A 22,505-nucleotide genomic window follows, 5' to 3' on the forward strand; every position below is an offset into this window, starting at 1 on the left:
TTTATTGGATATTTATGTTAATACCATTGCGGAGATTGTGAAGAAATGTACTGACACTAACGGGGCAGGTTAGTTGAAGAGTGTTGTTTAACTTGTGTTCAACAATCGGGTCATTTAATAGAATAAAATATTGGTTTATCAGCGATGTACGATTAATAAAGGGAAAGGACAAATCTATGTTACGATTAATAAAGACAATTGTTATGGGAAGAAACATTAGCTAGGAAGGAGAAACTAAAACAGTGGTGAATTTAAGTATTCCAACTATTCAAAGTGGCGATAAAATAATTGAAAGAAAAATACGGTACGACTCCGTAGTTTTAGAATATAGCTGTAAGCTGTTAAAAGTACAAAATCAAAATGTAGTGCTTTTCCATATCATACAAGAATCCTTTACGATGATAGCAAACCAAACAACATTAACTATTCCTAAAGGTAGTTATACAATCGCTTATTACTGGAAAGATCGTCCATATAATTTATACATCTGGAGAGATAATAAAGGGAAGTATTTAGGCTCCTATCTTAATATTGTAAAAAATACATATATAACCGATAAATTGGTATCCTTTGAGGATTTGATTATTGATATTATGGTTCTTCCTAATGGAGACTATTTTATTTTAGATGAGGATGAGTTACCTGAGCCATTGGATCAATTTGAGAATGGGTCAGTCCTACAAGCGCTAAACTCATTAACGGATTCCATTGATATTCTACTTTCTCAAATTATTTCAGAAACTGAAAATACCTATAAACATGAAGAAGTTCTTCCTTGGTTGAACAACAGATAACATTTATGAAAGTTTGTTTTAATACTTTGAATTTCCACAATCGGGCCAGTTTATTGAATAACACTCGGTGAAGAATTTAGATATTTATGAAAAAAGAGATTGTGAAGGAATGTACTTAAAGTAACTGACAGGTAGGTTAAGTACAGGAGTTATATTGTTATAGCTTGAAAAAAGTAGGTGTCCGATTATAACCTTAAACGAATTTGTTGAGATTCAAGAATGTGTAGCAAATGGAGAAGAATTTTGTTTTCAAAATGATAAATATTGAATAAGCCATTATCCAGATGGATATTATCTTGGGTACCCTGTCAGGTGCTGGGACTTTCTGCACACTCCTGCCAAATAGCGTGGCGAAGGGGCTGCTCATTGCAGCCCCTCCTGTATTAAAAGTAAGTATCAAATGTTAACCATTGTCATTCTCTAACAGTTGTCGCGATTGCTGCCGTTGCTTTCGTGCCAAATGAGACACTCCCCAGTCATGCATCATATCAAGAACCATTTGGAGCGACTCCCCGTATTTGGTCATCGAATATTCAACCTTCGGAGGAACCTGAGGGTAAGTTACCCGCATGATTATTCCCTCCTCCTCCAACTCTCGCAAGTGGGAGGTGAGCACTTTTTGAGTAACGCCAGGCATTATTTTTCGTAATTCATTAAACCTCATCGTCCCATTATGAAGCAAATGGAGCATTATGGCGATTTTCCACTTACCCACAATCATATCCAACGTTGTCGCGACTTTACAATTATCCGGTTTTTCATCCATTTTTGATCCTCCATCCTGTTGACTATCCTATTGTATCGTAATTTCAATTTTAATACGATTCGACTCGTAAAGGCCATTTAGAAGCTTTGCTAATCCGCAAGGTTACTTTGAAGATACACGGTTTCATTGTTGTGCCTACTTCATAAATCATTCGATTCGTTGCATAATGAATCCACACCGACTAACACCTTTATTAGTTAGTTAATAAATAATTTACGGAAGGAAGATCATGATGACCAATCTAGATGTATTTAGTCGAGGCATAAAAAGTGTCCGCACCCCTCATTTCCAACGAAATAGCGACATTCATACGATGGCGTGGATAGTTGAACCCGGTCATTGGGAAGAGCATGATCCGTTTCTGCTCATGGCACATGACCATATGCGCAGCGGAGTGTTTGGCATCCATCCTCATCGCGGAATGGAGACGGTCACTTTTTTGATTGACGGCAACCTTAACCATTATGACAGCAAGCATGGAACAGGTATGCTTCATGCTGGCGACGCGCAATGGATGACTGCGGGCAGAGGCGTTGAACACCTCGAGGACGCGGCAAAGGGCGAGACAGTAAACCTTCTTCAATTGTGGGTGAACATTCCCTCGGGACAGAAGATGTCACCCTCCAGATACCAAGACTTGCGGAAGACCGATATGCCTGTCATTCATGAAAACGGGGCTGAAATCCGTCTATTTTCCGGGTCACTCGGCGATAAGGCCTCAGATACATTAAATATTGCTCCTGTTACGATGGCTGAGATCAATATGGAGCCAGGCGCAGCCTTCAAGTATGAGCTTCCAGGGTCCTACAACGGGTTTCTGTATATTTTGGACGGCGAAGGCTCCTTTGGGTCCGATAGCATCGTAGGGAAGCAAGGACAGGTATTATGGATGGGATCTGCGGGAACTGCCGAACGGAGCGAAATAAAGATCGAAGCAGGCAGCAGCATGCGTGTCATGTTGTATGCCGGCGAGCCGATTCGCGAGCCTGTCGTTGCAAGAGGCCCCTTCGTCATGAACACCGAGCAAGAGATCATACAGGCTTATCAAGATTATAGAAATGGTAAATTTTAAATTGAAATTTATAATAACATCGAATAGGAGAGTATGAAATTGTCATGAAAAAAAAATATATTCTAATGATAATAGCTTTATTTATTGCATCATTGAACTTGCGTCCGTCAATTAACTCGATCGCACCATTGCTCGAAACGATTAGGAACAGCGTAGGAATGAACGCCTCCGTAGCGAGTTTGCTGACCTCGATTCCTGTTCTTTGCATGGGACTCTTCGCTCCTGTAGCCGTAAAGTTCAGCGGAAAATGGGGTATTGAGCGGGTATTGGGATGGTCGCTGCTTGTCATCGGAGTCGGTACTATTCTTAGGTTCTTCACGAATTCGGTCTCATTTTTGCTTATTACCGCTTTTATCGCGGGTATAGGGATTGCATTTGCAGGACCGCTTCTTCCCGGATTTATTAAGCGCCACTTTCCTAAGCATGTGCCCTCGATGATTGCGATATACACGGTTGCGCTTACTCTGGGAGCAGCACTAAGCTCGAGCTTGACCGTGTCGATGCAGAATAGTATGAACTCTTGGCAGAGCGCGCTCGGGATATGGGCGGTAATCGCATTCGTCGCCGTGCTGTTTTGGTGGTTGTTCGTTATACGGCATATTAGACCGCAAGATCATCCCACTTCAACCGGCACGAAGACGAGAATGCCATGGACAGATAAGAAAGCGTGGCTACTTACACTGACGTTCGGCTTGATGGCGATGCTATTCTATTCATTCACAGCTTGGTTGCCACAGATTATTCAAGGGATGGGCTATAGTAAGTCCTACGCTGCAAGCGCGCTTACGATTTTCGTCGCTGTTCAGATTCCGGTAAGCCTTGTTCTGCCGATCTTGCTTCGCAAATTCCCTTCCCGTCGCCTTTGGCTAACGGTTGCAGCGCTGTCGGAACTTGTCGGGCTTGTGATGCTTGCGTCCTCCATTGAACCGTGGGTTGCCACGATCTTTATTGGTGTAGGCGCCGGCGCATTGTTTTCTCTCAATATACTACTGCCTTTGGACGCTACCAACAATCCGCAGGAGGCGGCTGCTTGGTCGGCCATGACTCAATCAGCCGGCTATGTGATCGGGGCAACCGGCCCCCTTATTCTTGGCTGGATTTACGATGCGACGGATAGCTTCTCAACAGCAATAGTGGGGCTGATTGTAATTACCTTAGCGATGATGGTCGTGCAGACTGTCGCCACTACCATAAAAAGAAAACAACAATCGGGAGAAATTAATCGCAATAATAAAATATCATAAGCCAACCTTATGGGCCACAAATTTAGTGTTTTACGAAAAATCAGGTTTTTTCTACTACAAGAAATTAAAACAGCATGTGTTTATAAATGGTCAGTTGATTAATAAACAACTATCAGAAAAGGATTATGTAATAAGAGAACAGCCTTTACGAATGGCGATCATAGATAGTAAGAAATATCTTATTAAGTAGTTTCGTTCTTTTTGTGCGTTGAAAATAATGTTTTAGACTGGGGTTGCTGATCTCACGAGGTTTTTAGAATTACAAAATCGGCAGCCTAGGGAAAATAAAGTCCTAGACTGCCGCTGTTTTATTGAACTATTGTTTTCCGTTTGTTCATTTATTAAAGTAATTAGTATCAATTTGATCGAGCTTTATTCCAAACCTACACTATATGAGATTCATAACCGGGTGGCAGGCTATCTTAAAGAGATGTATGGAGATATTGGTGATTGTACCTTAGCAGATGATCAAGATCACGTATACGGGCAATGTTGTTAAGCTAGGTAGGAGCAGGAGCTAATAGGCTTCTGTTTTTTTATTGCCACAAAAGACGTACCAGTACATATAGGACGGGTTATATGTACTCTGTTCTTTTCAAAAGTCTCTGTTAAAATTTTTTTAACCCCAATAAAAAAAGTACCCGATTAATCGGATACATACTTAATGATTCCATGTAAATAAACGGAATATTCTCGCTGCACATACTCTCTTAATTTAATTCTTCCCTCTCTTTCTAATTCTTTAACCAAATCTTCAATCGTGCTTTCATCTTCTTTAGTATTCTTAGGAATTTCTAGTGAAAATAAATTACCTTGATGGGCACTCTGAATCTTTTTTAATAGTTTCTCTTTATTCATTGAGGCATCCCCTTTATCAACTCGTAGAACAAATAAAAACCTAAATGTTGCTCTGGATTTATTATATCCGATTATCGTATACGAAAAGGATAAAACGAGAATTTATTTTGGTTATCAATGAGAATCTGTTACATATCCATGTTAATTCATTATTTTTGAGGAAGGTTCATTTAAATGGCGCTGATTATCGCTACTTGAGTTATGTAATCTCATTACTAACAGATGTGCAAGATTATTATTTATCCTTATTGTCACTGTCAAGCATTCGTTGTTCTTTACGGTTAAGAGCAAGGGTACCTGGTGAAAGTAAATCTTAGTTATGACTAACTAAACTCCCTTGCTCAATATCAATATATTTCGCGTTATATTCATTTGTGACGCTTCGAGTAGTCTTTAGGTAAGGTTTTTCTTTAGAAAGTTTTATAGATAAAGGCTTCAAGTATATTTCGGGCGGCAGCACTACAGCCTGTAAGAAAGGGAAAAGCGTCCTTTCTAACAGGCTATACGTGTCGCTTCGGCAGTAAATGACTCGATAACCACGGTCTGTAAGGCTAGCGCCTACATTCCGTAGGTACCTGTACCATTTGCAGCTACGCTGCCATACCGAGCGAGCCGAATTTGTTAAGAGACAAAAAAGTTGTTTAATTTACAATAAATTCGTTTAAAAAATGTGAGTCAATCTATTCAACAATCGGGCCATATACAAGAATGACACTTGATAGTAAATTTGAATATTTATGTTAAAAAATAGAGATTGTGAAGGAATGTACTATCGATCAGGTTAGTTTAAATACATTCCTTCACAAACTTATAGAAAAAGCTGTTATCCAACAAACCATAAATAACTATCAGAAATCTTTTCGGATTGAGGAACTTGCGGAAACAGTGAATATGAGTGTTTCATCGTTTCATAGGCACTTTAAAGAGATTACTGCTATGAGCCCGATTCAGTTCCAAAAACAACTTAGACTACAGGAAGCTCGACGTCTGTTATTATCCGAGTCAACAGATGCCACTGATGCTGCATTCCGAGTTGGTTATGATAGTCCATCACAATTCAGTCGTGAATATTCCCATATGTTTGGTTTTCCACCTAAAGAGGATATAAAGCGCATGAGGGAGAAAAATGACCAAAAGAAAAATGCATGAAGTCCCGCCTAACCGGGTTGGGGGTAAATAATATTACGGATGCTTTACTTAAATCCCAGGATCCGAAAACAGCTCCTTTTTTTATTACCTGGACGAACTAAGATAATAGAAAAAATTACATGAATATGGTCTTGATAGTCAGCAATTTTAATTTAATAACCAGCTTTAAAATAAAGAAGGACGGCCTATGACGGTCGTCCTTTTTGTTACTTATTTATTAGCAGAAGCCTCCGTAACCGCCTCCGTATCCATAGCCACCCCCGCCGAATCCACCGGAACAACTACAGCCAACGATGATTAAGAGGATAAATAAAACCACTATAAAGGCAAAACCGCCTCCAAAACCAATACCGCCATCGACACAACCTGACATATACAAACATCTCCTTTTGTTTTAAGGAGGAACTTACTACTTACATGGGCTAATTTATTGTATGTTTAAAATTATAAAATGACACAAATATATGATAGTTATCATTATGCATTGTGCTTCAGGTTCGGATGCGTACAAAGCAGCCAATGAAAATACTATGCAGTAAAGATGAAAATTTAAAGTACGAAACTATACAAAATCATACTTTCCTTTTTTTTAGAGGATAATTCTTTAAACAAAAAAACGGGACTGTCAATGACAATCCCGAAAGGTGTATGTGTGAAAAGAAAACAAATGAACATGAACGAATTTAAAAAGAATTTGAGGGATAGCATATTGGGGCGAAAAAATCCGTGAAAATAGTCTACTAAGATACACTCAGACTAAGGAGAAGGAACAGAGTGAGTACGCGATATATGTGAGGTTGACATAAGTCATCTTCTCGGAAATTGTAAAGAGCTAATCTTAGCAATAATGGCTGGAATATAACTTCCTATTTTCTAGCCTTACAAGTGACAGACATACCGAACGTATGTTATGTTGTTAATGTCATTACTACATACTAATGAAGAATAAAAGACGAGGTGTTTGACGATGAACAAAACAGATCTAGTGAATGCGGTAGCGGTACAAGCAGAACTAACAAAAGAAGACGCTAAAAAAGCAGTGGATGCATGGATTGAAACAATTTCTGTTACGCTTGCTAAAGAAGAGAAATTACAATTGATTGGATTTGGCACGTTTGAAGTGCGCGACCGAGCAGCCCGAACGGGTAGAAACCCACAAACAGGAGAAGAAATACAAATTGCAGCTTCCAAAGTTCCTGCTTTTAAACCAGGTAAGGAATTAAAAGAAGCTGTTAAGTAAAATAAATATAGTTATAATTGTGTAAAAATGCTCTGGGGATGAGATGCTCTCCAGAGTCTTTTCTATTTACATAAGTATTTTTTCTATTTTTTTCAATAGATATGAATGTGAAATAAAGTTTGATTGTTTATAAAAGATTGATTATTTGTAAATTGGTTCTTGCAGAGGGGATACATAATTCAATCATGAACTGTCTCGTGATGAACGGGCAGTATTGGGGGCTACATATAATGAGTTAACCTTCACCAATATTGGCTGCCCTTTTTATGAGTAGCAATTTTCCTAACCATTAAATTTAATTAAACGGAAATTAAATTTAATGGTTAGTGATGTGTATTTAAAATGAAGTTTAACCGTTTAAAATAAAGATTGACTGCTTTAAAAAAAGTTTAACTGTTCGTAATAAAGTTCTTAATGATGATCTGTCTTTATTAACACTTCTAGAGGTTCTATCATCAATACGAAAATAGAAGTAATTGAATTATTGGATGAAGAAAATATTCTACACTCACAAATTGCGGGCCAACTATTTACTACCCGACTTGATACACGATCTGATGTTAAACAAGGACATGCCCTCAAGCTAGCAGTGGATATGAATAAAGTGCATTTATTTGATTACAAAACATAAAATCGTATTCATCTAGATGGATAATAGGAAAAATTCACAGGTTTATATTTATCAAGGTGGATTTTCTGAAAAGTTTGAAAAAAATAGTTATTTTTATAATTAGTTGGTATAAGATGTAAATAGTTATAGAAAATCATATCTATAGGGTGGAGAGGGTAGAGGTGGAAACATGCAAAAGCGGTTTAAATTTGTCAGTACACTCTTATTTGTACTTATGTTTGCAGTAGCGTGTTCTAATAAAGAGAGTGCAGATCAATCTTCAGACAAGCAGGTAACACAAACAGCATCTGAAATTAAGGAAAATGTTGAATTAACCATTTCAGCAGCAGCTAGTTTGAAAGATGCAATGGATGTTATTCAACATACATATCAAGAAGAACATCCCGAAATAAAGTTGAAATTCAACTTTGGGGCTTCTGGTTCTTTGCAGCAACAAATCTCTCAAGGAGCGCCGGTTGATCTATTTTTCTCAGCAGCAGAAGATAAATTTGATTTATTGGTTGAGGAAGGAAATATTGCGAAAGAAGACGGATTGGATCTTCTTGGAAATGAACTCGTTTTAGTTGTCCCTAAAGACGATCAATCTATTAAAGGTTTCGAAGATCTTGTAAAAGCTGAAGTAGATAAAATTTCAATCGGAACTCCTGAAACAGTGCCTGCAGGAAAATATGCAAAAGAGTCTCTTGAAAAGATGGATATATGGAAAGATGTTGAGTCAAAAGTAGTTTATGCAAAGGATGTCCGTCAAGTATTATCCTATGCGGAGACCGGTAATGTTGAAGCTGGAATTGTGTACAAAACAGATGCATTGGTTTCAGATAAGGTAGAAATTGTTGCAACCGCCGGTCCTGCAACACACATTCCTATTATTTATCCTGTCGGTATCATTAAGGACTCTAAACATTACGGAGCAGCAAAAGAATTTTATGAGTATTTACAAAGCGACGATGCATTAAAGGTATTTGAGGAATATGGATTTACTATTAAATAAAGATTTTATGCAAGAATTTTTGAGTCCAATTTGGTTGTCGATAAAAATAGCTACTATATCAGGTGTTATTGTTATTTTGATTGGAACATTGATAGGACGAATCTTAGCTAGAAGATCTTTTAAGGGGAAATCCATTTTGGAAACTACTCTCATGCTCCCGATGGTTCTCCCACCTACAGTTGTTGGATTTTTTCTTATTGTCATCTTTGGAAAGAATAGTATGGCTGGACAGGCTATTGAATGGCTTTTTAAGCAGCCCATTATATTCACTTGGTGGGCTGCTGTCATTGCTTCAATAGTTGTAGCATTTCCACTTATGTATCAGTCCGCAAAATCAGGATTTCAAGGAGTAAACCTTGACATTGAAGAGGCAGCTAGGATAGATGGAGCGAATGAATGGAGGATTTTCTTATTTATTTCCATTCCTCTAGCTTCAAAGGCCCTTATTTCTGGAAGTATATTAAGCTTTGCACGGGCATTGGGTGAATTTGGTGCTACCTTAATGTTTGCTGGTAACATTCCGGGAGAAACACAGACGATTCCTACAGCTATTTATATAGCGATTGATTCTGGTAATATGAAAATGGCTTGGATGTGGGTGATTTCAATCGTCATTCTATCCTTTTTAATACTGCTGACTGTCCGGGTAAAACAAGAATAATATAATTAAAGAGACTGGAGAAACTGGATCCTCTTTAATCTATATATTTATCAAATTTTCCAAGTTCATAAACTCATTATTTAATCTCCTAGATAAAGATATCTAAACATCAAAGGGTATTGAAAATCATGATTATTATTCAAAGATAAATAATAACAATATACCTGAAAAGATAGATGACGTACTTCGATTATGTAGTACTTTTAAAGGTGATAATGATTGCTTGGTATGTAATATGTTAAACGTTGATATATTCAAACTCTCCATTCTTGCTGATGATGGTCAAATACTAATATCCCTCGCCTCATGATTAGCCATTATCCTCTATTGCTAATCTGACGATTTCCTCAATCTGTTCTTTCTTTAGTTGAAGACCAAATAATAAACTGTTAATCGTTAGGGTATTGATAACCCGGGGCCTCCATTGGGATCGTAATGCGATTGCTTCTACTGCTGTTTCTGTAAAGATGGGCATTTTTGCTCCTGCTAGCTTCATGTGATGATTGATATAATTAGAAACTTTCTCTCTAGTTAAAAGCCGAATCTCATATTTCATAATCATTCTCTGAGAAAGTGGACGATGATGATTTAATGCTAATCGTTGTGGCCATAACTTAACTAGAAAAAGAGAGCTGCCCGTCTTTTAAGGAAGCTCTCCCATCTATTGCCCGTGCCATTGAGACATTATGAAGTCTTAATTTAATGCTAATTTGATTATGTACCAATAAGCTTTACTCTATTGAGATTATAAAGTTTTCTAAGAAGAGGTAGCTTCGGTATCGTTAGTTGACTCATTTGTGGCTACAAGATTCTCACTCGAATTTATGATTCGTAAGATAATTATTAATAAAATGAAAAAATAACTTGCCATTCTCTCGTTAGTTACAGTCCTTATCAGGGCTGAAAAAATCAAAGTTTCCGTTAGATTGCCACTAAATAATAAATTTGAGATTTCTCTGAGAAGAAGAATAATATAATTATCATTTAAGTCCATACAATTGTCTCACTCCTTCGTTAAAGCAAGTATATTCAAGAAAGTGAAACAATGTGTGTGGAGTGATTGTAAATAAAAAAAGGTCGAATTCCATGCTCAAGGAATCGACCTTTTTATAGGAGTAAACTTTCTTAGCTTTGTAAATCCGTAATTTCTTGACTCTACCCCTATTTGTAGGATTTTTAGTTTCGAAGGGTTCCAAAAGGGGGGCATTCGAAAAAATAGGGATTTTGTTTATGAATTTTGAAGTGTGTTTTTTAAAACCCGTCGTACATGCTGTTTATTAGGCCTTCTAAGGCGTTTTATCCTTTTCTTTGAGTAAGGTTTAAGCGGTGTTAATACCTCGGGTGCTATAAACGGCTCTTAAAGGGGGGAAAGACCTTGCTGACTTATTGTTTTATTCCGCCATAATTAATATATCGGACACATCCAACATGCCATGATTAGCGTAGTTTATCCCTGATCAATAAACATGGCGTAATTAAACATAGATTAAAATCTATGTTTTGCGAACCAACTTCAGTTGGTGGATTTGCTAAAGCAAACTTGTAATAAAAGGGGCATATAGGGGGTAGCGTCAGGAAAGTGCAGATTTACAACGATTAGATTTTGGTACAAGTCTTATGAGACATAATTAAGCCTAATTTATATATAAATTAATTGTGTATCAATAGGTTCTACTCTGCTGAGATTGTGAAAGTTTACCTAACTCCTACAGATATGGCGATAAGGGAGGTTGGAGAATACTTGAATCTGATTTAATTTTGCTAAACAACGTTATCCCCACCAATAATTTTGAACGGTTTAACATGAAAAAAATCCTGTTAAACTATCTTGGGGTAGTATAATATACTTATAAAAATGTTTGTGATTTGGATCAAAAATTAATAGTAGTTTATTTTACTTTTTCTATAATAAATTTAATACATATATCTTCTTGTATAAAAGGGAATGAATGGAGAATGGTGAATTTAGTTCAAGAACTAAATATAGAAAAGTTTTTACTTATGGAAATAATGGAAGAAATAGTTGATTTTGTTTGTTTAAAAGATGGTGAAGGTAAATGGATTCGAATGAATTCAAATTCTAGCAATAAAAACTTGTTACAGTTAGATTATTTATATTTTTTAGGGAAAAAAGATAATGACTTAGCCAGGCTATATCCTAATTTTCAAGTTTTTTTTGAAAATTGTAGGATATCTGATGAAGAGACTTGGTTAAACGGTAAGATTACCAAATTTGAAGAGAGTGTTTATAATATAGAGGATGAAATGAGGATCTTTGATATTATAAAAGTCCCTTTTTTTAATGTAGATGGTAGTCGAAATGAATTATTGATTTTAGGGCGAGATATTACAAATGAAAAAAAGAATGAAACAGATCTTGAAATAAAAATAAAAGAGTTAGAAGATTTTAAGTTTGCGTTAGATGAATCATCGATTGTGGCAATAACAGATCATAGGGGAATCATCACTTATGTTAATAATAAATTTTGTGAAATCTCAAAGTATAGTAAAAACGAATTAATTGGAAACAACCATCGAATTGTTAATTCAGGATACCATCCTAAATCATTTATGAAAAGTATGTGGAAGACCATTCAAGATGGAAGGGTTTGGATGGGTAATATTAAAAACAAAGCTAAAGATGGTTCTAATTATTGGGTAAAAACAACGATTATACCCTTTGTAGATAACAAAGGCATACCTTATCAATACATTTCAATTCGGCAGGATATTACAGAACAGATGAAAATGGAAGAGCAGATTCTGTATAACTCTTATCATGATGAATTAACTGGGCTTCGTAACCGACGTTATTTGAAGGATAATTTGAACCAATGGATAAATGAAAATAAAAATAATCAAATGGCACTACTTTTTTTAGATTTAAACCGGTTTAAATTTATTAATGATACGCTGGGTCATAGCGTAGGCGATCAGGTTCTTAGAGAAGTATCAAATAGAATATTTACTTACCTACATGAAAAAGCCGAGTTATATCGATTCGGAGGTGATGAATTTATTATTGCATTAAAGAATTGTACAATTAACGATGTTAACGAACTGGCAAATGAAATTAATCATTTACTTTCACCTTCTTTTCATATTAATGACGAAAGTTTATATCTTAGTGCAAGTGTTGGAATCAGCCTTTTTCCAAGTGATGGGGTAGATATTGAAACCCTTGTAAAAAAGGCAGATAGTGCCATGTATGTTGCGAAAAAAAAAGGCATGAATTCTATTCAATTTTATTCATCAAAAATGTATGAAGATATGAACAAAACAATGAATTTGGAACGAGCATTAAGACAAGCCGTAGAAGAAAAGGATTTTATCCTTCACTATCAGCCACAGATAGATTTATCTTCCAATAAGATTATTGGAGTAGAGGCTTTAATTCGTTGGAAGCATCCAGTTACAGGAAACATATCTCCGTCTGAATTTATCCCGTTGGCAGAAGAAACTGGTTTAATTACTCCCATAACTAAATGGGTTCTTGAAACAGCGTGTAAACAAAATAAGAAATGGCAGGAAAATGGAACACTTCCAATAAGAATAGGGGTTAATATATCTCCTTACTTGTTTAGGGAGGATTTGATTGAAATGGTCAAACGAATTTTAAATGAGACACAATTACAACCGTGTTATTTAGAATTGGAGATTACTGAAAGCTTAATGCAAGACCCTACTTTTACTATTCCAATTCTAAAGGAATTAAAGTCTCTTGGGGTAAGACTCTCTATAGATGATTTTGGAACTGGTTATTCCTCTTTAGCTTACTTAAGGCACTTTCCTATCGATAGCCTAAAAATTGACCGTTCCTTTATTAATGATATACAAACTGATAATGGGGTTATGGTTAAAGCGATCATCGATATGGCTTCCCATTTAAGTGTCAGTGTTATTGCTGAAGGCATTGAAAATCAGGAGCAATTATACTTTCTTTCGAAACTAAATTGTTCTGAGGGACAGGGCTACTATTTTAGCCGTCCTTTACCAAGTAGTGAAATAAATAAGATTCTGCCTAAATTTGAAAAAGTAGGGGAACAAAGGTGAAACTAATAGTTGGTAAAAAACGGGTTATAGAGGCAGGATTATAAGTATACTATTTATTTCTGCCATACTTTTGTTCATTAGAGAGATGGTGAAAAAACACTTTGGTCAAGTTCCTCATCCTGTTCCCATACCAGCAATAATCGTATTAGTTATAGCGTGGTACCTTGGTGAACAATATGATAAATATGTCTATTTATCAACGAGGGACTCTCTAACAGGCTTATATAACAGGCGTTATGTAACGGATAAATTCCCTAATTTATCCAGGTGTGCGAATAGAAGAAAATTAAATATCTGTACTTTACTGGTGGATGTAAATGATTTTAAAGAAATAAATGATCATTATGGACATGACGCCGGAGATGTCGTTTTGGCAAATATTTCCAAAAAAATTGTGCGATTCTTTTGGACAAAGGTCTATTATTGCCAGATGGGGTGGAGATGAATTTCTTGTTCTTGTATTCGTTTCTGATGTGAATGTAATAATCGACGAAATAAATGATTTTAATAGTAAGATCAAAAACGAGGATTGGAAGCATAAAAGCATAGGCACTTTATCTGTTTCAGTAGGTAAAGCGACATATCCTACAGATGCTACTAGTTTAAAAGAATTAGTGGCTAAGGCGGATAATAGTATGTATGAATATAAAATAAAACATAAAATGCAAAAACTTTTATAGAGGTAATTGTTAGTTAGAAGAGTATTTGATTCTTTCTATAAGGCTTAGTGACAGGGTAGCTACCATAAACCGCAAAGTAATGAGTTGTTTTGGAGAGATTTAAGGGCAAATTTCAATGTATGTTACCAAAAACCACAAGTTTTTGTAATGGTACTATTAAAATATATGGCCATTGGTATAGATAGCTTTGAACTTTACCAAAAAGTATCACCAAAAGACTTACCAAAGACCTTTACCATAATGTTGTTTTATTTTTCTTCATATTTCCTTTGCGGTCTACGACAAGAACCTTGTCATCAAGTCTTACTGGAAGATCCTTTTTCATTTCCTATAAGGGTGATTATGTAAACTCCTCTTAATAAAATAAGAGGAGTTTTTTAATCTAGCTTATTAAGCTAACGGGGCAGGTTAGTTGAATAACAACTGATAGTAAACAGGGTGTTATTCAACTATTGCAGGAAGTTAAAGCACTACTAAAATTGATGTATAATGAATTAACACGATAGACAGAGCAGGTGAAGGTAAAATTATGGAACTACTAGGTGCATTTTCATTAACGAGTTTAGGCTTTATTTTATGTATAGCAGGTATTTTGTATATGAGAAAGACTCAAAAAAAGAAACCTTTATCGCTTATTAAATACTATGGAATCCAGCTTGGATTCATATTAATTGCCCTTTTATCTCTCACCGTGTTTTGGGATGCCCTAACGGTAATGCCTAAGATTATAAAGGGAGATCACGACACAGTAAAGGGTGCGTGTTCAGTTGAATATTGGGACACCACAAAAGATTCTTATTTAGATATTCTGTTTTCAGAAAATATATTTTTTAGTGTTACTCCTAATAATTGGGATAAAGGTTCATTAAAAACGGCATATTGCGAAGTTACCTATTATGAAGGTTCTGAATTTGGAATACATTATAAAATATTCAATAAACAAAATGGCACATTATTACAGAAAGATTAGCCACTTTAAGTAAATATATAATAGCTTACGACTAATCATGAGGCGTCCTGCGATGGGTACACCTTTTCCACTAACGGAGTGCTTTAATTCAACAACGTGACCACCAAATTGGTGGTCTTTTCAAAGTACGAAAATATTTAAAATCATACATTCGGAGAAACTCCCTATTCAACTAAAGAAGCAGTACTGATATGCTGCACCCTTTATCATTGTTTACATGTATGCAAAGATAAGCGTATAAGGACTTGACTTGGATCCTCATTGGGTATGATTTGTCTTGAAAGGTTTTTAATTGATACCGTATATAAGCACTCCTTTTAGTTGAATAAAAAATGGTATAGGAAGGAGGTGGCATTAGGATGAACAAAGAAGAAAGACAGAAGAGATTAAGTGAATTATTAACTGCACGAAAACAAAAAGAAATATTTCAGCAAAAAATGAAAAAAGAGAAAGAAGTAAAAGACTTGTTCGAAGAGGTATTCGATAATTTGTTGGAAATTGAAATTTTGGATACAAATAAAAGTGATTTAATTGTTGAAAATTTCTCTGGAACTTTTCCAATTGCCTTTTGGAACAGAATTGATTGGGATAAAGGTAATGTTAATAAACTGGAATTAAATATACAAGATATTAAAAATATACCTTTGATGTTACATTCTAAAGGATTTGATACTACAACTCCTATATATGCCTTTTGGGGATATGATGATTATCCATGTGTAAAAACTTCATTAACTACACAGATGTTAAGTAAAATTGATGATATCATTTGGTTAGGAATAGATTTATATATATACTGCCCAACCCAAAGATTTGTAATTGAATTTTTCCATGATGATTCTGTTAATATTGGGTGGATATAAGTGAGGTCAAAAGGTTGATGAATTTTAACTAACTGAGTGTTTAAGTGGAATAAGAAAGTATAAAAGAATCCTTCTATTGAAAGATCTTTTTTTATTGCCTATAAGGTCAATTCTCGTGGCTAAATCACAGTCAATGTACGAAAATACACAAAATCATACATTCAGAAAAACCCCCTATTCAACTAAAGAAGCAGTATACTTTTATAAAAAGAAAGATTAATAAAATTAATTATTAATCTTTAGTGATTACTGGTAGGTGTGAATAATGGGAAGTGAAACATATATAAAAGATACTCCACTGTTACTTCTTTTTGGGCTCCTTTTTACTATCATTTTTGGATTTTGGTTAAGAAAAAGGATTGTATCATTCGATTTTAACAATAAAAGTAAATTCTTCTTCTTGTTGGACAATTATGAGTTGATTGGTGGATTTCTTATAGGTATAGGATTACTATTTATTGTAATTTTTCTCTAAGGTATTTCTTTCACTAACAGATGCTTTAATTCAACAGTGCGTTGATCTAGTCGGAACCCCTTGAGTACCAAGGGGTTTTATGTTTCGGAAGTTCCGAAAATTGACCTTATGTTAACTAGATCTGTATAAAACATTCATGTGTTCCATATAGAACCTTTATTCAGCAAACGGCTATTTAATTGAATAACACTTTAAAAAAATTGGATATGTATGTTAGAGTTTAGAAGAGATTGTGAAATTTTGCACTTAAAGTAACGGAGCAGGGTAGTTGAGGGGAGTTGAATTGTGTGAACCTCTTTAAGTTTTTTGTTTATCAAGTCGTTTTATCTATTCTTGGAATGGTAAATAATTATTCTTTTAAGGAGTTTATTTATGAAAACTTCCACATTAATAATAAACTTATTATTTCATTAATTAAGGCACCTATTGATATGATATTAATTTATTTCACTTTTAAGTTATATTTCTTATTAAAAACTAAGCTGAGATACAAGATTTTAATTCACATTGTTGCTTTGATTATTGGGACTATAACTTTAGTGCTAATAACTAATTATATTATTAAGTGAAAAGAAAGTTCTTGAAATAAAGTCGTTAAAAGGATCTTCCAACCGAAGATCCTTTTTCAATACCATAAGGAATTTTATGTTAACTAGATTTGTATAGAGCATTCATGTGTTCCTTAGAAACCTTATTCAGCAAACGGGCCATTTAATGGAGCAATGAAAAAAGCCTAATTTCTTCACATTAAATTGAGAAATTAGGCTTTTTAATATTGAAATTTCCTTAACGCTGTAAATCTGCATTTTCCTGACGCTACGCCAACTAAGAGAGGCTTTAGTGAAGGAAGAAAGAATTAATAGATTTCTAATTGACTTATATATCATTAAACGATATATTATATTTAATGATATATCGTTTAATGATATAAGGGGGGAATACAATGGGGAGAAATGTCTCATTAGAAATGGGTGAACTGACGGACACAGCTTACTATATTCTATTGTCTTTAGTCGATGCGAAGCATGGTTATCTCATTATGCAAACGATTGAAGAAATGACCGATCAGCGATTTTCAATTGGGCCTGCTTCTATGTATACAACAATCAAGAAACTGTTAGCTGCCGAATTAATTCAACTGTTTGATGATTATGATCCGAAAAGAAAAACCTATATTGCAACAGAAAAGGGCATTGAACTTTTGAAAAAAGAAGTAAAGCGAAGACGGGAAATGGTATTACATGCAGAAGAAGTATTTAAAAGAAGAGGGGAGCAGTTAACATGAAAAAAGTTAAATATATTCCTAGTGGTGGTTTAGCTTTTTTTGAAGAGAAAGAGATGAAAAAGCTTGCCGAATATGCAAAAGAGGGATGGCTTTTAGAAAAATTTGCAGGGCTAGGATACAAGCTAAGAAAAGGAGAACGTAAGGACATTGAGTATTCACTGGATTATCAAAAGGAAGCAGATGTTGAGTATTTAGCCTTCTTTGAAGCTGCTGGATGGTCACATGTGTGTTCTGTAGGAAATGAAATTCATATATTTAGTGCCCCTACAGGAACCAAGCCAATCTATACAGACAGACTAACTACTTTTGAAAAATATGAACGAGAAAAGAAGCAGATGGGGAAGGCTGCTCTTCCATTCTTCATTTCCACTGTTGTATTTTGGTTGCTTAGCGTCTTTAGTAATTTGGGATGGGTACCTGAAAGTATCGAGAACCTTTTTCAAGGACTGGGGATGATTTCTCTTATTATTCTTATATTTCCGGGCCTGCCATACCTTTCTTATCAACTTAAATTATTGAAATTACGAAAGGAATAAATGTCTCTATATCAATTTTATGGGCACTAAATGAAATAGGGGATGATTCTTTACTTCCGACTTTTTTAGAGGCTTTACAAGACCGTTCTGTTGCAGTTAAAGGCTATGCTTTGTTAGGTATCAATAGACATGGAAATGAAACTGCCATTAAACCTGTTATCGAACGTATAAAGACTATGTTAAAAAGAAAAAGGAATGTCGAAAGTGATGACCTAATATTAGCACATGGGTTTTTTATTCGTTTTGAAGAAGACAATGAGGAAATTAATGAGTTATTTGATTGGATAAAATCTAAAAAGTGGGATTTCCTTTTTGACATAGAAAAGGAATGGATAATCAATAATATTCCCCATTATAAATGAAGCATTTTAAACTAACGAGGTGCTTTAGTGAAAAAAAAGACTGTCTTTTTGACGGTCCTTTTTTGGTGAGATTAACACAAATACATTTTTGTAAAGTGCCTGCTACTGCTGCTTCACCCAAAGTCACTCGCACCTTGATTAGCATTACTACCAGCTTGATTGTTGCCACTTTCTTCTACATTTCCATCAAAGTTATTGCGTTCGTTACTCTGATTCATCTATTCACTTCCTTGTTTATTAATGGGGAATATGCTAATGATGAAAGCACACCATCCTAAACATATACTACCTAGCTGAAGTAGTTTTACTCACTATACGTTGGTTCAAGATATGGTTGTTTTATCGGCCGCCATTAATTCTTGTTCAACTAACGGGTAGCATTAGTTGAATAAGAATTAATTAATTTTAAGACTGAGGTCAAATTTAGTTACTCCATTAAAGGGCGCGATACTTGAATAAGAACTGGACTCCATTCTGGGATTGTTGGGCTAATTTGCTGCATAAGGGGGAGAACAATATGGAAATAGTATATTTTGCAGGTGGATGTTTATGGGGAGTACAAGCTTTTGTAAAAACTTTACCTGGAGTTAAGTTTACAGAAGCGGGAAGAGCTAATGGAAAAAGTCACACTCTTGAGGGTGATTATGATGGTTACGCCGAATGTGTAAAAACAGGATTTGATCCAGCGGTGGTAACTTTAAGGGAATTAATGGGGTATTTTTTCGAAATAATTGATCCGTACAGTTTGAATAAACAAGGACAAGATGTTGGTAAGAAATACAGAACAGGAGTATATAGTGAAAAGCAAGAACACTTAAAAGAAGCGAAAGCATTTCTTGATGAGAGAAATGATTATGACCTTATAGTTGTTGAAGTATTACCTCTTACAAACTATGTGAGAAGTGCAGAAGAACATCAAGATAGGTTAGCTAGATGTCCAAACGATTATTGTCATATTCCAGAAGAAATATTAAGTAGATATAAGTAATGTAGAATATTGAAAGATTATCATCTATTGATATTTAACCAAAAGAAGTTGCTTTAAAAGTTCAATCCTTATTCAAGTAACGGGGGTTATATTTGTTTAACGATCTTCAACAATCGGGCGCTTTAATTTAACAATTAGCTAAAAGGATCTTCCAACCGAAGATCCTTTTTCAATACCAATAAGGATGATTATGTAAACTCTTTTTGAAATAGAATAAGAGGAGTTTTTTAATCTAGCTTATTAAGTTAACTGGGCAGTTTAGTTCAATAAGGAATGTTAAAATAGGGATAAAAAGGGGATGTGAAGATGCCAATATTTCCAGAAGAAAACGACTTTCTTTCGTTATTCGAATCGAAACCAATGTTATTAGATACAACTACAAAAGACTTGCCATTTTATTATAATGAAGCAACTTATCGATTCTCTAATGGACAGGAAGACTTTGTTATTAAGCTTTGTCCCTCGTATGGTGAAGTTAAAATACAAGTATCTATGCATAGTTCAAATAGATTGTTATCACTTTTAGACCTGAAACGAGTTGAAAAACTTGAAATTACAGCAGATAAGAAAGAACGGGCAAGTGTGCTACTAACAATTGATAATGAGGATTCTCAACAAATGATTGAAATTGATTTTAAGCCGTATTTTAAACAGATTTTTAAAGAACATCTTACTTAGTAAGTTCAATTTCTTATTAAGCTAACGGGTGCGTTAACGCCATAAAAAGGCTGCCAAATGACGGCCTTTTTCGAATGTATGAATCTATCTAAAATCATACATTCGAAAATAACGCATCTTCAATTATTCGATTAGAGGGTATAATAGCTAATTAAGATTAAACTAAATTTAAAAAAAACATTGCGGAAGGACCATTCCATTGAAATATTTACAAAGGGATTTTTCCCTCGACTTAAATGAGTTAATTAAAGCTACTGAACAATCTTTTTATGAACATATCGAATTATTATTAAGTGAATATACACCTACTTTTACTGAGAGAAACCAAAGTATTAACCTTGAATTGAAAAAATACGGAACAGACCCTTTTAAACCTGGATATTTTTCTTTCGTTTCAGTAGAAATAGAACTAGAGAAATATAAAATTATAATTGAAGTTCCTATATGGAAGTGTCAAAGGTATCTTTTAGGCAGATCACTTTCAAAAAACATCCCTGGAAGTAAGATTATTGGAGAGTTAGTAACATTGGAGGAAGCTAAGAACGTGTTCAGAGAATTTATTGAAGACAACTTAAAGTAGGGTAAATATTGTATCGAACTAACGGGTGCTCAAGAATTTGCATAAAACACCCCTTTTCTATGCAGCTACCAGGCTTCTTTAGAAGCCGAAAATGTTGATTCATCAACCATATATAAAATCATGTATAAGCGATAAAAACGGACCATTCAGAAACCCTTGGGAAACAAGGGTTTTTATGTTTCGGAACTTCCAAAAATTGATTTTATGTAAACTAGATTTGTATAACGTATTCATCTGATTTAACTAACAGAGCAGGATTTATTATGAATGTTGAAGAATAAAATCCCTTAAAGGAAAAAATACGGGGTGGTTTTGTGAACCAAGATGACCAAGACAAAAAACAAATAGAAGAACATAAAAAAAATCCAATGGGTAATTTCTCAGACTCTATTAACCGTTCAATGATTGGTGATTTAGGAGCATTAACAAAAGGCGGTTGTCTTACAAGAGTTATTACTTTGGTTATAATTATTGGAGGATTACTTATCCTTTCACAATGTTCTTATTAAGCTAACAGCTATAGTAAAATAAGCATGAAAAAAGATCTTCGATTGAATGATCTTTTTTTTATGCCGATAAGGGTGATTATGTTCACTTACTTGAAGGTTATACGTATTTCACATGGAATCATACATATATGAGTTTAAGTGAAATGAGGGTGAACAACCTATGAGTGTAGATCAAAAAGCATCCATACGAAGCATTTTAGAAGGATTAGCACAAGAAGGAGTAAAGACAGGCGATGTGGCTAAACAAATACCTGGCATAAGTGAAAAACCATTTAGACATGCATTAAAAGAGGCTGGATATGAATTTAGAAACTCTGGTCAAAAGGGTTGGTTTTTTATTGGAGAAGGTGAAGAACCCCATGATAAAAGTATTTTTGATTATGTGAAATCGAGTTCACCTAAAGTTCATACACCTTTCACACGAAGTAATCAGAAGTTCACGGAGAGTAATAAGGAATTCACGAATCATTCACCTATTGTTCATGAGCCGTTCACCCAAGATGAAATCCATATGATTAAGGACATGCTTAAATCATGGCAAGAGGTTACCCCAACGACACAAACCAATGAGCCAAGTCTTTATGACCGCGTCAAACAGTTGCGACAAAGTGACAAAACAAGAAAGACGATTGTTATTGATCGTGTCATTGGTAAACGTTTAGATGAGTTTTGTGAAGCAGAGAGGATCAATAAGTCTGATGTGTTGCATTTAGCCTTAGCCGACTTTCTAGAAAAATATGAAAAGTGACCAAAGAAACAAAAAGGATTGGATATCTAAGAGGTACCCAATCCTTTTTTTGCCGATAATTGACTTTATGTAAACTAGATTTGCCTATGGTATGCATGTGTTTTTAAGGAGGGGTAGAGTCAGGATTTTGACAATTTACAACGTTAAGGTTACAAAGGCTGTCATAGCAAGAGCAGTGAGGATTGTATCAATAGAGTCTAATCTATTGAGATGGAGTCAATATTACGTGAAACAAGGCTTGTTAGTGTCTCACATAACTTGTCTCAAAACACTTATCGTTGCTAAGTCGATAGTTTTTACTTCCTAGGACAGCTTAACGTTGTAAATCCGCATTTTCCTGACTGTACCCCTTTGTGTCCGTTTTGTATTACT

The 22,505-nt window shown here is 35.0% G+C and carries 24 protein-coding genes and 1 pseudogene; 21 read left to right on the top strand and 4 right to left on the bottom strand.

The genetic code is table 11. The features are described 5' to 3' along the window. Positions 1-245 precede the first annotated feature (245 nt). Positions 246-794, top strand: a complete 549-nt coding sequence (locus JNUCC23_RS22645) for a DUF402 domain-containing protein (protein ID WP_403077697.1) — start codon at positions 246-248, stop codon at positions 792-794. A gap of 403 nt (positions 795-1,197) precedes the next feature. Here the strand turns inward: JNUCC23_RS22645 and JNUCC23_RS22650 are convergent, their stop codons facing one another. Continuing rightward, entirely contained in the window at positions 1,198-1,560 is a 363-nt protein-coding gene (locus JNUCC23_RS22650; protein WP_454216232.1) for a winged helix-turn-helix transcriptional regulator, read from the bottom strand. 232 nt (positions 1,561-1,792) lie between these two features. Here JNUCC23_RS22650 and JNUCC23_RS22655 point away from each other — a divergent pair, with 232 nt between their 5' ends. Then, on the top strand, positions 1,793-2,632 hold the full coding sequence (locus JNUCC23_RS22655; RefSeq protein WP_454216234.1) for a pirin family protein: 840 nt from the start codon (positions 1,793-1,795) through the stop codon (positions 2,630-2,632). A gap of 44 nt (positions 2,633-2,676) precedes the next feature. Then, complete coding sequence (locus tag JNUCC23_RS22660; protein ID WP_454216236.1) at positions 2,677-3,876, top strand: MFS transporter; 1,200 nt, start codon at positions 2,677-2,679, stop codon at positions 3,874-3,876. Between the two features lie 645 nt (positions 3,877-4,521). Here the strand turns inward: JNUCC23_RS22660 and JNUCC23_RS22665 are convergent. Further along, complete coding sequence (locus tag JNUCC23_RS22665) at positions 4,522-4,734, bottom strand: hypothetical protein (protein ID WP_454216238.1); 213 nt, start codon at positions 4,732-4,734, stop codon at positions 4,522-4,524. 840 nt (positions 4,735-5,574) lie between these two features. On the opposite strand from JNUCC23_RS22665, the pseudogene JNUCC23_RS22670 reads away from it, so the two are divergent. Continuing rightward, a pseudogene (locus tag JNUCC23_RS22670) lies at positions 5,575-5,883 on the top strand (helix-turn-helix domain-containing protein); the annotation flags it as partial. A 217-nt stretch (positions 5,884-6,100) separates the two neighbouring features. Here the strand turns inward: JNUCC23_RS22670 and JNUCC23_RS22675 are convergent. After that, on the bottom strand, positions 6,101-6,256 hold the full coding sequence (locus tag JNUCC23_RS22675; RefSeq protein WP_403077576.1) for a YjcZ family sporulation protein: 156 nt from the start codon (positions 6,254-6,256) through the stop codon (positions 6,101-6,103). Positions 6,257-6,850: 594 nt separating this feature from the next. Between JNUCC23_RS22675 and JNUCC23_RS22680 the strand changes: the two genes are divergently transcribed. The 4 genes from JNUCC23_RS22680 to modB all read left to right on the top strand — a co-directional run bounded on the left by JNUCC23_RS22680 (position 6,851) and on the right by modB (position 9,406). Then, complete coding sequence (locus JNUCC23_RS22680) at positions 6,851-7,123, top strand: HU family DNA-binding protein (RefSeq protein ID WP_062187468.1); 273 nt, start codon at positions 6,851-6,853, stop codon at positions 7,121-7,123. 454 nt (positions 7,124-7,577) lie between these two features. Next, complete coding sequence (locus tag JNUCC23_RS22685) at positions 7,578-7,754, top strand: TOBE domain-containing protein (RefSeq protein WP_403077699.1); 177 nt, start codon at positions 7,578-7,580, stop codon at positions 7,752-7,754. Between the two features lie 169 nt (positions 7,755-7,923). After that, positions 7,924-8,745 (top strand): molybdate ABC transporter substrate-binding protein, encoded by an 822-nt coding sequence (gene modA, locus JNUCC23_RS22690; protein WP_454216241.1) that lies wholly within the window; start codon positions 7,924-7,926, stop codon positions 8,743-8,745. Further along, the gene (gene modB / locus JNUCC23_RS22695) at positions 8,726-9,406 is read left to right on the top strand and encodes a molybdate ABC transporter permease subunit (protein ID WP_454216243.1); all 681 of its coding nucleotides are present in this window, start codon (positions 8,726-8,728) and stop codon (positions 9,404-9,406) included. Before modA ends, modB begins: the two co-directional genes overlap by 20 nt. A gap of 310 nt (positions 9,407-9,716) precedes the next feature. On the opposite strand, the gene JNUCC23_RS22700 is transcribed toward modB, so the two are convergent. Next, positions 9,717-9,962 (bottom strand): hypothetical protein, encoded by a 246-nt coding sequence (locus tag JNUCC23_RS22700; RefSeq protein ID WP_454216245.1) that lies wholly within the window; start codon positions 9,960-9,962, stop codon positions 9,717-9,719. A gap of 1,400 nt (positions 9,963-11,362) precedes the next feature. Here JNUCC23_RS22700 and JNUCC23_RS22705 point away from each other — a divergent pair. The 13 genes from JNUCC23_RS22705 to JNUCC23_RS22765 all read left to right on the top strand — a co-directional run bounded on the left by JNUCC23_RS22705 (position 11,363) and on the right by JNUCC23_RS22765 (position 22,133). Next, positions 11,363-13,459: an EAL domain-containing protein gene (locus JNUCC23_RS22705; protein WP_454216247.1), complete on the top strand. Its 2,097-nt coding sequence runs from the start codon at positions 11,363-11,365 to the stop codon at positions 13,457-13,459. A gap of 85 nt (positions 13,460-13,544) precedes the next feature. Then, entirely contained in the window at positions 13,545-13,904 is a 360-nt protein-coding gene (locus tag JNUCC23_RS22710) for a GGDEF domain-containing protein (protein ID WP_454216249.1), read from the top strand. Continuing rightward, complete coding sequence (locus JNUCC23_RS22715) at positions 13,822-14,139, top strand: diguanylate cyclase (protein ID WP_454216251.1); 318 nt, start codon at positions 13,822-13,824, stop codon at positions 14,137-14,139. Before JNUCC23_RS22710 ends, JNUCC23_RS22715 begins: the two co-directional genes overlap by 83 nt. A gap of 529 nt (positions 14,140-14,668) precedes the next feature. Further along, positions 14,669-15,109: a flavoprotein gene (locus JNUCC23_RS22720; protein ID WP_454216253.1), complete on the top strand. Its 441-nt coding sequence runs from the start codon at positions 14,669-14,671 to the stop codon at positions 15,107-15,109. A gap of 359 nt (positions 15,110-15,468) precedes the next feature. Next, positions 15,469-15,972, top strand: coding sequence for a CDI toxin immunity protein (locus JNUCC23_RS22725; RefSeq protein ID WP_454216255.1), 504 nt, complete (start codon positions 15,469-15,471; stop codon positions 15,970-15,972). A gap of 1,418 nt (positions 15,973-17,390) precedes the next feature. Beyond that, entirely contained in the window at positions 17,391-17,732 is a 342-nt protein-coding gene (locus tag JNUCC23_RS22730) for a PadR family transcriptional regulator (protein ID WP_062187430.1), read from the top strand. Further along, positions 17,729-18,268, top strand: a complete 540-nt coding sequence (locus JNUCC23_RS22735; RefSeq protein ID WP_454216258.1) for a DUF2812 domain-containing protein — start codon at positions 17,729-17,731, stop codon at positions 18,266-18,268. The genes JNUCC23_RS22730 and JNUCC23_RS22735 overlap by 4 nt, the downstream gene beginning before the upstream one ends. Before the next feature lie 110 nt (positions 18,269-18,378). Then, positions 18,379-18,630: a hypothetical protein gene (locus JNUCC23_RS22740; protein WP_454216260.1), complete on the top strand. Its 252-nt coding sequence runs from the start codon at positions 18,379-18,381 to the stop codon at positions 18,628-18,630. Positions 18,631-19,147: 517 nt separating this feature from the next. Further along, positions 19,148-19,618, top strand: a complete 471-nt coding sequence (locus JNUCC23_RS22745) for a peptide-methionine (S)-S-oxide reductase (protein ID WP_454216262.1) — start codon at positions 19,148-19,150, stop codon at positions 19,616-19,618. 306 nt (positions 19,619-19,924) lie between these two features. Continuing rightward, entirely contained in the window at positions 19,925-20,296 is a 372-nt protein-coding gene (locus JNUCC23_RS22750; protein WP_062187420.1) for a hypothetical protein, read from the top strand. A 199-nt stretch (positions 20,297-20,495) separates the two neighbouring features. Then, complete coding sequence (locus JNUCC23_RS22755) at positions 20,496-20,876, top strand: hypothetical protein (protein ID WP_454216264.1); 381 nt, start codon at positions 20,496-20,498, stop codon at positions 20,874-20,876. A 314-nt stretch (positions 20,877-21,190) separates the two neighbouring features. After that, complete coding sequence (locus JNUCC23_RS22760) at positions 21,191-21,385, top strand: DUF6366 family protein (protein WP_403078354.1); 195 nt, start codon at positions 21,191-21,193, stop codon at positions 21,383-21,385. A gap of 160 nt (positions 21,386-21,545) precedes the next feature. Next, positions 21,546-22,133 (top strand): hypothetical protein, encoded by a 588-nt coding sequence (locus JNUCC23_RS22765; RefSeq protein ID WP_454216266.1) that lies wholly within the window; start codon positions 21,546-21,548, stop codon positions 22,131-22,133. Positions 22,134-22,505: the final 372 nt, after the last annotated feature.

The sequence above is a fragment of the Peribacillus sp. JNUCC 23 genome (assembly GCF_053653995.1).